Consider the following 11,833-nt stretch of genomic DNA (forward strand, 5'->3'; position numbering starts at 1 on the left):
GATTACATCGAGATGTTCTATAACCCTAAGCGTCGACACAGCAGTGCTATGCAGCTGTCTCCAGTAGAGTATGAGAAACGCTATTTCCTGAGCTTGGAGAGTGTCTAGGAAAGCAGGGGCGATTCATGCTTCCACTGTCATTTTAGATAAGAAGGATTTAGAGGGTACCCAATACAAGAGCTTCGTTTTTTACGGCTACCAGCTCAACACTAATTTACATTTTCTTATTTTGAATTACATGATTGAAATTTTACATCAGCAAATGTCTAATTTCCCTATTAGTATGGATTATTCTTCAACATCAACCGTAACTATTGATGTTGATTTGATGATTAAAGACTTAGGTTTGGATACAAAGAGCAAGGGATTCTATAAAGAAGTTCTATACGACCTAAATAGCAGATTAAGCCACTCATCGACAAGATTTGAAATGGTTAATGGAAATATCGTTAATGATAGATACGTTTACAAGTTTGGTTATGACGAAAACAAAAACGTATTCTCCACTGTCTTTGGTGATATCTTCATTGAGTCAATAATCAAGGATACATGGAAGCTTAAAGTTGATTATCTAAGTCAAATGGCATTGAACTCGGGAACCACTAGGATTCTATTCAATCTTTTAAATGCACTAGCTAGGGTTATTGAGGTTAATAGAAAGAAAAAGAAAGTTGCTAGAATTTCAGTTAATACTGCAATAAAGACCCTAGGGCTTACTGGGAATAGGAAAACGAACGTTAGAACTCTTAATGAAGCTTTCGCATATCTAAAAGAAATAGGTTTTGTAGAAAACGTGGATGATGAGAAATCTGGTAATACAGTTACTGTCAAAAACGTTTATCTAAACTCTTCATTTGATTTGGTTAAGTTCGCTGAAAAATTAACCGTTAGTGATAAATCCGCTGGTAAGAAAGATATTGAAGTTGAATATACTGTTATTGAAGAAACTGATTATTTCCCAAATGTCGTTGAACCTACGTTTGTTGCCTCAGAAGAATCATTAACTACTGACCAGCACTTAGCCAAAATTGTTATGACAATGGCTAAGATTGGGATTAACCCCGAGGCTCTTAAAGCTTCTATCCCAGAACAAGCTGTTGATGTTGAGAATTCTGATTCCTCAGCTCCTGAGATTGACCCATGGAATGTTGTTCCTGACTTTGACGCATGGGAACGTGAATCGGATAATTCACCTAAGCCAGAACATACACCACGCAAGGTATGGCCAGATGATGAAATCTATAGCCAATTTGACTGAATACCAGAAAACAATAGAAACGCCATTGGCGTTTTTTTTTGACTTAATTTTCTTATGGTGTATTTGTATGAGTAACAATTACGGAATTTTCCATGTCCTACATACCGGGTTCATTTCTCAAAACAGATGAGTCTCCAGCGTTCTCTGATGCTTTGTATGGCGTAGTCGCTGAGCTTAAAGCACTGGCTTCATACAAGCCCCAAATTACTCATTACAAAGACGAAAAGCAGTCTTATCATGTGAGGTTCATCCTCAATGGAAAGGGCTGTGAAAGCCTCGTTCTGGGTGTTTCACATATGGTAGAGAACTATGCAGATGATGACCGTGTGACGGCTGTTAGCTTACAGTGGCGTGATGGGGTAGGGGAGCTGGAGCTTTCGTTTGTCTAGTCTATGTAACGTGTAGCTTTACATGTATGTAAACTTCTGTTTTACGTTTTGTAAAGTCTATGCGAAATAAAACCAGCTTAATGCTGGCTTGATTTTTCTACAATTAATTTCTGCCTTTAAGGGTAGAATATCTTATTCTAAATATTAGATGTACGATACATTGCGTTACAATAAGGATTATTAAGAAGATTATTAAGAAGATTATTGGGTTTTTTAGAAATAAATCTTTAATTGTGTTGTTGATGCCTGATTCTTCATTATTTACATTAAACATAGCAGATTCTAAGAATGTTATTGGTTTTTTACTAGATATAGCAGATTCATTTCTTTTCCAGTAAATCTCTAACAGATTTTCAAATTCATACCATTCTTCTTTGGTTAATCCATTAGTTTCTAATCTATTGGTATAATAATCTATTTGTTCCTCATAAATTTCATTAACTATCAAATCAGGGTTTTTCATTTTTTCTCGCAACAATTCAACCTTGGATTTATAGCTATTGCTTTCCATAACAGAGGACGTTAAGACATCTATAAGCTGATTTCTTTTTAGTTCGCACCATTCTTTTTCTTCAATACTTTCCCTGACGCATTCCTCATTTTTGTAAATCACTGAGGCTGATACTAATTTGATGTAATCTTTGCTCATGACTCCGTAGATTGTGATTTGAGAGTTAACATCATCAATCATTGTGTTGTATTGCTTATTAAGCTCGTCGTGAGTCTTTTTGCTAACATAAATCAAATCGGTCTTGTTTGTGAAGGTTGGGGTTACATCAGCTATTGCGATGCTTGATAACGCCATTAGTGTCAAAGTAATTAATAATTTCATATTGCTCCTTTTTGTTGTTGGGTACTATAGTTATAGCATTTCATTTAATATTATCAACCCCCTTTATTCACTTTTTTGAATATATTTAGTTTTCATCGAGCACAAAAAAACCAGCTTTTCGCTGGCCTTATTGTTTCTGTTCAATCCTTAAATCTATTTCTCCTTTCCCATCATTCATCATGCTAACGGCACCAAAGCACAATGCTATAACTCCGATGATGAATAATCCCATTACTGTCTTATCTATAATTACAGACGCCTTTGATTTCTTTACGGTTAAGTCTACATATTTGCTCATTCAGTTTCCTTTATTGTTGTTGGGTACTCTAGTTATAGCATTTCAATAATTATTATCAACCCCCTTTATTCACTTTTTTATCAATTATTTCAATTCAACAAAACCAGCTATTGCTGGTTCTAATTTAGGTTGTCTTTGATTTTGCTATTTCTTCAATCAATTTTGCTCTATGTGTAGTGCTACGCTCTTTGCAGCGATAAAGCCTTACTAACGTTTTATTCTTGAATTCATTAATTGCTTTATCTTTTCTGCAGGGTAGGCTGTCTATCTGAATTAATAATGACCTTAATGCAAAACCAATCACTGTCATTGGGAATACAATTGTAAGCAATATCTTCACTTGAATTTGTAATTGATAGGCTTCTTTGAACATATCTGATGGTAGTTTTGTTAAATCCATTTCATTCAATGACTGAATACCAAGGAAGCATATTAATATTACTGTCAATCCAAATAGCACAAATGCTTTTGCGTCCAGACTGTCTTGTTTATTTTTTACGCTTTCAGCATTGATTTCTATTGCTGTTATTCTTTTATCTAGTGAATCTATTTCGCTGTTTGTTCTGCTCAATAGTGTTTCTAGGGTTTTTGAATTTGCTGCTTTCAGTATCGTTTTGAATTTATCCATCGGCTTATAATATATGTTAACTTAAGAATAATGTAGCATTTAGTATTATAATATCAACCCCCTTTATTCACTTTTTTCAATATCATTGGTTAATAAAAAACCGCCTTAGCGGTTAATTACTTCAAGAATACCTTGGTCCCCTTATATTTTTTACTGATTTTGTGCCTAGGGACGTGTTCGTTTATGAAGTCAATAACTTCATCAGATATGATTTGCAATTCTTCGCCTTTGGAACATGCATCTTCTTCTAACTGCATCGCCTTCTCATCCGCTTGCAAGGCTTTAATTTGCTGGTCAGATAAGAAGCCTTCTGAATCATCCCATCCATCTACTCTGGTGTATTTACTTTTTTTAGACATATTATTCTCAGTTGTTTTTATTAGCGTATCATTTAATGACGCAATTTCAATGGCAAAAAACCGCCTCAGCGGTCTTTGTTGATTTCCTCCTTAAATGCTTCATAATTATTTTCAATATGGTTGTCTTTTATTTTCCTGTAAATCTTATCTACACATACGCCATTCGGTATAGCGTCGTTCCTTATAGTTTTTTCTTCATTGTAAATAACCAAAGCCGAGAAAAGATTCCACAATGTAAAGCATGTTAAGAAGCCAGCTAAATTACATATTAGGGGGCTAGTATCTGGAGTCATGGTCAAAATTGAATCAGAATATATATATATGGCAATAGCATTAAAAGTTACATCAAAAGCAAAAGATGCAAGTAAAAGGTTAATTGCAGTCTTTAATTCTTTTTCTTGTTTCCCAATTTTACGCAAGACGAAAAATAATGCTGCACTGGACATTAGCAGCAGACAATACAATTCTGCAAATGATAGTTTGTTAAAAACCAATAATAATCTATGCGTTGTAATCTCCAATGGCTCTAATAGCTTTAGTAAAAATAAATTAAATAACTCACTAGGTATAGGGTCTTTAATTTGTCTAAACCACAACATAACTGTTTGATACGGAAATATTATTAGGTCAGCAAAAAGTCTGAATGACAATGAAATTACTTCAAATATTGCAGGAAGGTAAATGTTAATTAGTATGAGTGTTAATGCTGGGAGACAAGCTAATTTGACAATGTTCTTTATGCTTATCTTTTCTGTTTTGTTTGTTGTGTTGTCCATAATGAGTAAGGAAGTTGGTTAATATATAATTTATCACAATGAAAATGTTAATCAACCTCCTTTATTCACTTTTTTGAAATGATTATTTCGGTCGTGTTGGTTTTATATATTGCCTCAAGATATGCGGTGCAAGGAAATACATAATTACAGTAGTTAAGCATCCTAACAATGACATTTCGCTGTTATTGATGAATGCAACACCTCCAACCCATAGAGCTATAAAGCAGCAATGTAGTCTTCCAATCTTACGGTTATATTTGCTTTCAAGTCTTTCAAGGTAATTTTCTTCATCAGTCACATCTGATGATAAGAACTCGTAGTCTTCTTCTTCAATTTCTTTTAGGCCATGGCTGCTTATCAAGGCAGATTTCAGTTCTTGAATATTCATCATTGCGTATGACAAGTCGTTGAAATGTGAATCGGTGCCTGCATACAAATCTCTGAATGCTAGTAGCTGATTGCGTTTGGTCTTCCTAAGCACGTCTAGCTTTTGCTCAATCATTGCTATGTGGGCTTCATAATCCTGTATTTCAGCAACGATTTTCCTACGGTTAAACCTACCAGCTCCTCCAAGAGAATCACGGGCCATTTTGAGGCTTTCTGTTTCCCATGCCCTGTTCTTGATAAGACGGGTAGCTACCTTTGCGGCGGGAAGAATATCAAAGCTGTAATAGTTGGCTACTGATGATTTGAATACTTCATCTTTGCTCACTGACCAGAATTTGTTCTCTTGTTTTAAAAAATCAAAGGTTTGTTTTTCATCTGCATTTATTTTCATAATAAAGTGTCTTGTTGGTTACAAGTACAATTATCATGATTTCATTATTTATCAACCCTGTTTATTCGTTTTATTCGATATATTATTTTTCGATAAAAAACCAGCTTCGTGCTGGTTGGTTATCTTTCAGTTTTACTTTATGATTTTATTCATGATTTTTGGCGGTAGCCAAATCAAAGCTGATACTATTGCGATTGTTGAAAGAGCCACGCTTTCTTGACTGTAATCTTTCAGGTATTCAGCAATATCACTTTCAAATGTAACTGAGATTAAGAGTGAGCATAGGAACCACCAGAAGAAAAATATATCATTGTATTTTTTGATTTTGGATTTTTTGGTGATTATATCGTTTTGTCTATTGAATTCATCCTCTGTGATTTCCTTAACTTTGTATTCCTTATCAAGCCTATTCTTGAATGCTGTGAAGCTTTCAACTCCGTAATCAGGGCCGTTCACTGAGTTCCTTTTGTTGAGTACCACAAGCTCATATTCATAGAGCATGTTCAGTTTGTTCATGCTATTGGTGATGTTCTGGCGTAGAGCATTGAGCTTCACAATGGCTCTTGGGGTCTGCTTACGGCCATACCAGTTACTTTCTAGGGGTAGGTCTTTCATTTCAGCTATGTAGCCTTCACACATAGCTTTATGCTTAACCAAATATGCTAATGCTTTCTTGGCGGTTAATGCTTCTACGCCATAATGTTCAGAAATCGTTTCTTTGAAAACAGCTTTACCAGCAACGGACCAGAATTTACTGGTTGAATAGATAATTCCTTTGTTCTTAGAGTTCTGTTCTTTGAGTTTCATCTTAATAATCGAAGTTGGTTAATAGTACAAATACCATAACCGTAAATATTATCAACCCTGTTTATTCACTTTATTACTAAGTTTGTGAAAATAAAAAACCAGCATATGCTGGTCTTGGTCTACATAGTAGGCTTGTGTTTTTTCTTGATATCATCATTCTTGTATCTATCTTGGAAGTCGCTGACGTTAATTTCATTCTCTTTAAGCCTAACCATTAGGCGTTTCTTAGCTGTATCATCAAAGTTAGATATTGACTCACGGATTTGGCTCTTATCACCAGAATCGCTTTTGAAGCATCTGATGATACGTTCAATCTCTCTGTGGTCGTCTCTAAATTCCACGGGGAATGACTCAATACCTTTCACTTCGCCTTGATAACTTTTAAGGTATTGTTGAAGCCCATTTTCAGTACCAACAAATTCGTTGCTGAATTGCACTGTACCTTTCTGGGCTTTTATCCAATAGAACAGCTCTGGTTCAGGTGCTACTACTGCAGCTGGTTTTTCATTGAGCTTATCTGCTAAAAACCTACTGTCATTCTCATTGAGCGTGTAAGCCATATCCTTTGCTACATCAGCTAACGGCAAGTCATTTTTGATTGTGTGTAGGAGGGCATTCACATAAAGATGGTCTAATGCACCTGATAGGTAGGTATCAGGCTTTATACCAATTTCACCAGAAATTCTAGCTCTAATTTTCTCCATTGTTTCTGCATTGGTTCTGCATTTTACAGCTACTGCTTCTTCACCTTGATTGCATAACTTGATATCTATCCATCCATCACCTGACCTTTTGATTGTTATTCCATAACCTAATTCCTCAATCCTTTCTACGCTTTTGTATTTCATAATGCACCAGCATTGTTAATTATATTTATTTTATCATGTGCATTATATTGTTCAACTTTGCAATACTAAAATACTGATTCACTTATTTTAGGCGTAAAAAAACCAGCTTAACGCTGGCATTGTTTATTTTTTGTAGTTCGTTTTTAGGAGGATTTTGAAGTAATCTAGTGAGCCATCTGTTATCAAATTCGCTTCATCCGGGTTTAGGTCTTTCGGGAACGAAAGTGTTACAGACCTTCCATTGCCGATTGGCAAGCTGATTGACGTTTCATTAGCTAATTGCTCAGGGTCTATCGCTGCTATCTCTGATATAAGCTCTTCTTGGGTGCTTTCGTGCAATGTCTCAGGGACTGGCAATGGTTCTGTCTGGGCCAAGCCTAGAGCCTCTAAAACTAACCTTCTACCCTCTTGAATGCATGATGTTTCAAATTCAGTATGGGTTTCACTTTTGTAGTTCTTGTATTCATGATAGCAAACCTTGTAAAACCAGCTTTTCAACATTGGTTCAAGTTTTGATGTTTCCATGAATCTTGTTGGATTTTCATTGAAGGTCTTAACCATGAAATTGCAAACATCCAGCACAATGCGTTTTCTACCTTCTCCTAATACTGCAAATTTCAATGTTCTTCTTTTTGGTTCTAGCTTAATGTATTGGTTGTTGTTTTTTATGTGTGCAACATCTACAAATGGAGTAACCGTTAGTTTAATTGTTATTGTCATAATAATCCTCATTGTTGGGTTAATACTAATTAAATCATAGATAATTTTATTATCAACCCCCTTTATTCTATTTAATTAATATATTTTCTATTTCGGCAAATATTAGGTTTTGTCAAAATGGATACTTTGTAGCTGGTTTGTTCTTTGTCTTAAGGTCTTTCTGGAATTCATCTATGTCTATACCACTTGATTTCAGCTTTTTCTCAAGTAGTGAAATGGTGTAGTCATCAAATTTTTTAGCGATTTTCAATAATGTTTCCATTGGGCTTAAATCGGCTTCGTAGTGACTTACCAACATATTCACTGCTTTGACCTCTTTCGATTTATTGGATTCTTCAACTCCTGAAACCAAATCATACACATCATGATTGTATTCGCTGAGCTTGTATTCAGGCTGGTTGTGCATGAAATGGCTTATTGCTCGTAGATTTCCGTCATATAAATGGTCTTCTCTCAAAGATTTGACAAAGCTAGTTAATTGCTCCCTAGAATCTTTAGTAAAAGCAAAGCCTTTATTGTGTTCATTTACTGTATCTGACGCTAGGCACTGCAAGACGTGCCTGTTATCTTCAAGCGTTGATTCTATCAAGTAATCGCCGTTATACTGGTTGTTGTGTTCCAGTAAATAACCAATCGAAAAAATCACTGCCTCCCTAGGCGACATGTTGTTGGTCTTTTGCTTTCTGGATACCTCAGAAAGACACATTTCAATCATGACTCTTACGGATTCGCTTTTTTCAGGATTGTTTTTAATATCCTTGAAATCAATTGTGTAACCGTCAATGACTAACTCATCATCCATTTCTTTGAATATGAATTTTCTCTGCTCATCGGTCCCTATGACAAAATATCTGTCATCTTTGGATATCAAGTATGTGTCACCTGAAATGTGAAAGTTGAAATCTAAGCTTTTAGAGTATTTGTTGCAGAGTAGTGTAAATATGTCATCCCTTTTGAATTCCCTGTCATGGTGAAATACTCTATCTTCTTCGTAACAGGTAGGTTTCATGATATTTGCCATAAATCCTAACTTGTCATTTGTTAGCCTTGTAAACAGCCCGCACTCTACCAGTGTCTTAACTGATTCAATTTCTTGTGTGTCAACGTGGTTGAGTCTTAAATTCAAATAGCTATCAGCGTTACGATAAATATTGCTCCACGACTTATGCACCTTTTGTATCTCTTCAAAGATTGCCGTAGATAAAATTTCATCTGGATTATTTTTTAATCGTTCAAGTAATGGCTTGAAGCTTTCCCCTGTAACGTCATAGGTATTTAGGAATTTAGAAAATATTTTGGTGTGTCCGTATGTTGTGTTATCAACAGATGCGTAATTATAGGTTTGCTCTTCATTCCAGTATTTTGCACTTACATCAGGATTTATAAATTCGCACCTAGCTCTAAGCTCATTGATTAACACTAATACGAATTTTGCTGCTTTCTTTGTTTCTGGTGATTCTAAATCTGCTTTGCCAGCAATTTTTTCAAGTAATACATCGTTTGAGAATTTTTTTAGGTGGTCTTCTTTAAACTTCGAGCGGCTTAAAATTACCTCGGTTATTTCTTCTATTGTATTCATGCTTGTACTCGTTGATATTGTTTTTATAAATCAGTTAGTTTTTTTATGACTGGTTTTTTGCTGGGTTCTTTTCCAAGCTCCATGTCAAATTCTCTTTTCAATCGCATTACGTTTGAGTTTGTATAGTTTTTGAAACGTTGTTCAAGTTCTGCAACAAACTTTTTGTCTTTAAGCAATGCTGTTAATTCGTAACCGCCACCGTAACCATCACTAATATCAACCTGTTTTCCCGGCTGAGTGAGCATTGCTTTTTTTGGTAGGATTACTTTTCCGTCTTCAAATCTCAAATCATCCATATCCTTAAAGTTTGCATCCATGTTTGAATAGTTATCTCCAAGCTCAATTAGTATGTGGTAGATATGCTTATTCATTAGCTGCTCTACATTGAATCCTTGCTTTGTGTGAAGCATATAATCACACATCAATTCACCTCCTAGGTCTTTCAAGCGTTCACTATTTAGTTTTATGCCACGGCCACAATTACAGCCCATTTCCTCTAAGAATCGGATTGATAAATCAGTTAGCTTATCGTAATTGTTTAAGACTTTATCGGATAGGTCGTTAATGTCTATATCGACCTCAAGGCGAATGCCTAATATTTTGTGAGCTATTGCTTTGAATTTGTTGTTGGAGATTTCAACAAGGTTTTCTTTGATGAATTCTTTTATTTCTTCAACGTTCGTTTTAGAGAATTCATTTTTATAGAGCATTGATAGCTCTAAGGCGTTGTCAAAATTTAGTTCTTTTTGTGTAAGCTCTCTACCAATACCTTCCTTTATGGATTTTGATGTTAGCTCATGCTTGTATTTTATAAATTCCTCTAGGAATATCTCATTGTTTATGTCTTCACTTCTCATTATATTTCCAGTAGTTACATATATATTATAATACTTTATTTTAATATTGCAATTATTTCCATGTCATATTTCCGTTTAAATATGGCCTATTATTTAAATTTGTTATTATTCTTTTAGATAATTGAATTTGACAATAGTTATTTTGATGATAAATTGAGTGTAGGGTTTAAGGATTTGTTATATTCTTATTATTTTAATTGTTGGTTGCGGTGCCCCCTAATTCTGGTTGAGATTAGGGGGTTTACTGCATCTATAGGCACAAAAAAGCCCCGATGAAGGGGCTTTGTGATTTCTCTGATTTATCAAATCAGGTAGCAAGCTCTGTTGTATGCCATAGTAGCTAAATCATGTAGGTCAGTGCCTTGGAGCTTCACTTGAAGCCGGGAAAGCTGGCTGTAACACCGGATACTGATGATTTCAGCACTGGTTTTCACCTCGGCATTCACTAGCAGCTCAAACGCTGATTTCAGCTCGTCTTGGGCCGTTTCCGTTGATTGGTCATGGTCGTAGGACTCGATCACCGTTACAGCGTCTTTCAAGGCTTTTAGAGCCTCTGGCTCATTCCAGCCAATGGCTTTGGGGTAAGCCTTCATTGCCAGTTCTACGGCCTTCCTGCTGCCCGTGCTAGTGGATGATTCACTGAACAGGACAAGCTTCAATACCTCAGTCAATTCCTTCTCCATGTGAGGCACGAACAAGGCCCGCATGAAGATAGAGTAGGGTGCAAAGCTCCCACTGCTCAGAAACCGCTTGTATGACCTTGAATGGCTAGGCTCAACAGCTTTTGCAGCAATAGCTTCTGAAATGGTCTTTTTCAGCCGGGGCTTTTGCTTTTCAGTAGCAATGTTGTGAAGCCTGCGAATCTCACTTGAATAGCGTGAATTCCAGTAGGCACGTTTCAACAGGTCATCCACCTGACCTTGAAAATCCCTGTCTTTCATTTCCTAATCCCATTGCATGAAAGCCCCAGTGAAGGGGCTTCGTGGTACGTAATCCGTTCGTACTGGATCATGGCAAATTGCCGTAGCGTTGTCAGTCAGTACCTGACATTGCCTTGTGAATCCTGTGTTCAGCTTCGACCAATGCCGGTGTCTTCCCAGCGTCTGCATAGACTGATTCACCTTCCTCTACCCGGATGACCTCAGAACCTTGCACGTATGGGATTGCCGTTTCTGCTTCCTTTATAGATGTTGTCAGGAGGGTGGCCGTGATGGTGGATTCAGACAGCCCATACACCTCAGAAAACGCCTTGATTTTCACTAGGTCGGCTCGGTGGATCGAGACGTTTACCTCTACCAGATCCTGAGCTTCTGCACCTTTCTCTTCCCAGCTTTTCAGCAGCTCGCGGAAAGTGTTCATGGTTGATCCTCTTTTCACTGGAAGGCACGGTTTACGCGGTTCTCATGGGTTTCTGAATTTTTCCTATTGTGTGCTCGCTTTCTTCATACATCGGGTCACCTTCTTCATCGGTGGCGATGACCTGGCGACCGGGCACATAGGGAAAACTGGCTTCCACTTCTTCAAGCGCGGCCGCGACCAGTTCGCCGAGCAGTTCCTCGGCGGTACGTTTGGGGTACATGTCGATCAGCGCGGCCAGGCGCGCTTCGGACTCCAGGTCCAGATGCAGGACATGGCCGGTTCGGCTCAAGGTGCCGGCGGCATTCTGTTCCCAGTGCTGGGCGAGTTCACGGATTTTCATGATGA

17 protein-coding genes are annotated in these 11,833 nt (G+C 36.9%); 3 read left to right on the top strand and 14 right to left on the bottom strand.

Annotated features, from left to right (window positions below):
- The 3 genes from DMX12_RS14250 to DMX12_RS14255 form a co-directional block, all read left to right on the top strand.
- Positions 1-108 (top strand): IS3 family transposase (locus DMX12_RS14250; RefSeq protein WP_135192744.1); only part of this gene is annotated, 108 nt, incomplete at its 5' end.
- A complete protein-coding gene (locus DMX12_RS29005) occupies positions 101-1,258 on the top strand; it encodes a hypothetical protein (RefSeq protein ID WP_146226829.1) in 1,158 nt (385 codons plus the stop codon). The genes DMX12_RS14250 and DMX12_RS29005, both read left to right, overlap by 8 nt.
- Before the next feature lie 92 nt (positions 1,259-1,350).
- Positions 1,351-1,647, top strand: coding sequence for a hypothetical protein (locus tag DMX12_RS14255; RefSeq protein WP_110678200.1), 297 nt, complete (start codon positions 1,351-1,353; stop codon positions 1,645-1,647).
- Positions 1,648-1,750: 103 nt separating this feature from the next.
- Here the strand turns inward: DMX12_RS14255 and DMX12_RS14260 are convergent, their stop codons facing one another.
- The 14 genes from DMX12_RS14260 to DMX12_RS14300 all read right to left on the bottom strand — a co-directional run bounded on the left by DMX12_RS14260 (position 1,751) and on the right by DMX12_RS14300 (position 11,828).
- On the bottom strand, positions 1,751-2,479 hold the full coding sequence (locus tag DMX12_RS14260) for a hypothetical protein (RefSeq protein WP_110678202.1): 729 nt from the start codon (positions 2,477-2,479) through the stop codon (positions 1,751-1,753).
- Positions 2,480-2,606: 127 nt separating this feature from the next.
- A complete protein-coding gene (locus DMX12_RS29295; RefSeq protein ID WP_156089066.1) occupies positions 2,607-2,777 on the bottom strand; it encodes a hypothetical protein in 171 nt (56 codons plus the stop codon).
- A gap of 124 nt (positions 2,778-2,901) precedes the next feature.
- Positions 2,902-3,405 carry a hypothetical protein gene (locus DMX12_RS29010; RefSeq protein WP_146226830.1) on the bottom strand — a complete coding sequence of 168 codons (504 nt, stop codon included), beginning with the start codon at positions 3,403-3,405 and terminating at the stop codon, positions 2,902-2,904.
- A gap of 116 nt (positions 3,406-3,521) precedes the next feature.
- Positions 3,522-3,764, bottom strand: coding sequence for a hypothetical protein (locus DMX12_RS14265; RefSeq protein WP_110678204.1), 243 nt, complete (start codon positions 3,762-3,764; stop codon positions 3,522-3,524).
- Between the two features lie 65 nt (positions 3,765-3,829).
- Positions 3,830-4,540, bottom strand: coding sequence for a hypothetical protein (locus DMX12_RS29015; RefSeq protein WP_146226831.1), 711 nt, complete (start codon positions 4,538-4,540; stop codon positions 3,830-3,832).
- Positions 4,541-4,622: 82 nt separating this feature from the next.
- Positions 4,623-5,318 carry a hypothetical protein gene (locus DMX12_RS29020; RefSeq protein WP_146226832.1) on the bottom strand — a complete coding sequence of 232 codons (696 nt, stop codon included), beginning with the start codon at positions 5,316-5,318 and terminating at the stop codon, positions 4,623-4,625.
- Between the two features lie 132 nt (positions 5,319-5,450).
- Positions 5,451-6,125, bottom strand: a complete 675-nt coding sequence (locus DMX12_RS14270; RefSeq protein ID WP_146226833.1) for a hypothetical protein — start codon at positions 6,123-6,125, stop codon at positions 5,451-5,453.
- A 119-nt stretch (positions 6,126-6,244) separates the two neighbouring features.
- On the bottom strand, positions 6,245-6,973 hold the full coding sequence (locus DMX12_RS14275; RefSeq protein WP_014860579.1) for a hypothetical protein: 729 nt from the start codon (positions 6,971-6,973) through the stop codon (positions 6,245-6,247).
- A 123-nt stretch (positions 6,974-7,096) separates the two neighbouring features.
- A complete protein-coding gene (locus DMX12_RS29025) occupies positions 7,097-7,693 on the bottom strand; it encodes a hypothetical protein (protein WP_135007171.1) in 597 nt (198 codons plus the stop codon).
- A 112-nt stretch (positions 7,694-7,805) separates the two neighbouring features.
- Positions 7,806-9,272 carry a hypothetical protein gene (locus tag DMX12_RS29030; protein WP_143486391.1) on the bottom strand — a complete coding sequence of 489 codons (1,467 nt, stop codon included), beginning with the start codon at positions 9,270-9,272 and terminating at the stop codon, positions 7,806-7,808.
- Positions 9,273-9,295: 23 nt separating this feature from the next.
- Positions 9,296-10,129, bottom strand: coding sequence for a hypothetical protein (locus DMX12_RS14285; RefSeq protein WP_110678212.1), 834 nt, complete (start codon positions 10,127-10,129; stop codon positions 9,296-9,298).
- 302 nt (positions 10,130-10,431) lie between these two features.
- Positions 10,432-11,070, bottom strand: coding sequence for a hypothetical protein (locus tag DMX12_RS14290; protein ID WP_110678215.1), 639 nt, complete (start codon positions 11,068-11,070; stop codon positions 10,432-10,434).
- A 91-nt stretch (positions 11,071-11,161) separates the two neighbouring features.
- Complete coding sequence (locus tag DMX12_RS14295; RefSeq protein ID WP_110678217.1) at positions 11,162-11,488, bottom strand: hypothetical protein; 327 nt, start codon at positions 11,486-11,488, stop codon at positions 11,162-11,164.
- Between the two features lie 31 nt (positions 11,489-11,519).
- Positions 11,520-11,828 carry a hypothetical protein gene (locus tag DMX12_RS14300; protein ID WP_110678219.1) on the bottom strand — a complete coding sequence of 103 codons (309 nt, stop codon included), beginning with the start codon at positions 11,826-11,828 and terminating at the stop codon, positions 11,520-11,522.
- Positions 11,829-11,833 lie beyond the last annotated feature (5 nt).

The sequence above is a fragment of the Pseudomonas sp. MB-090624 genome, assembly GCF_003205245.1.
GTDB lineage: Bacteria > Pseudomonadota > Gammaproteobacteria > Pseudomonadales > Pseudomonadaceae > Aquipseudomonas > Aquipseudomonas juntendi.

Bases quoted from the DNA above. Each gene is read 5' to 3' on its own strand.
- DMX12_RS29025 (WP_135007171.1), bottom strand. From the start codon at position 7,693: ATGACAATAACAATTAAACTAACGGTTACTCCATTTGTAGATGTTGCA.
- DMX12_RS14285 (WP_110678212.1), bottom strand. From the start codon at position 10,129: ATGAGAAGTGAAGACATAAACAATGAGATATTCCTAGAGGAATTTATA.
- DMX12_RS29030 (WP_143486391.1), bottom strand. From the start codon at position 9,272: ATGAATACAATAGAAGAAATAACCGAGGTAATTTTAAGCCGCTCGAAG.
- DMX12_RS29295 (WP_156089066.1), bottom strand. From the start codon at position 2,777: ATGAGCAAATATGTAGACTTAACCGTAAAGAAATCAAAGGCGTCTGTA.
- DMX12_RS29015 (WP_146226831.1), bottom strand. From the start codon at position 4,540: ATGGACAACACAACAAACAAAACAGAAAAGATAAGCATAAAGAACATT.
- DMX12_RS14260 (WP_110678202.1), bottom strand. From the start codon at position 2,479: ATGAAATTATTAATTACTTTGACACTAATGGCGTTATCAAGCATCGCA.
- DMX12_RS14290 (WP_110678215.1), bottom strand. From the start codon at position 11,070: ATGAAAGACAGGGATTTTCAAGGTCAGGTGGATGACCTGTTGAAACGT.
- DMX12_RS14255 (WP_110678200.1), top strand. From the start codon at position 1,351: ATGTCCTACATACCGGGTTCATTTCTCAAAACAGATGAGTCTCCAGCG.
- DMX12_RS14265 (WP_110678204.1), bottom strand. From the start codon at position 3,764: ATGTCTAAAAAAAGTAAATACACCAGAGTAGATGGATGGGATGATTCA.
- DMX12_RS14295 (WP_110678217.1), bottom strand. From the start codon at position 11,488: ATGAACACTTTCCGCGAGCTGCTGAAAAGCTGGGAAGAGAAAGGTGCA.
- DMX12_RS14270 (WP_146226833.1), bottom strand. From the start codon at position 6,125: ATGAAACTCAAAGAACAGAACTCTAAGAACAAAGGAATTATCTATTCA.
- DMX12_RS14275 (WP_014860579.1), bottom strand. From the start codon at position 6,973: ATGAAATACAAAAGCGTAGAAAGGATTGAGGAATTAGGTTATGGAATA.
- DMX12_RS29010 (WP_146226830.1), bottom strand. From the start codon at position 3,405: ATGGATAAATTCAAAACGATACTGAAAGCAGCAAATTCAAAAACCCTA.
- DMX12_RS14300 (WP_110678219.1), bottom strand. From the start codon at position 11,828: ATGAAAATCCGTGAACTCGCCCAGCACTGGGAACAGAATGCCGCCGGC.
- DMX12_RS29020 (WP_146226832.1), bottom strand. From the start codon at position 5,318: ATGAAAATAAATGCAGATGAAAAACAAACCTTTGATTTTTTAAAACAA.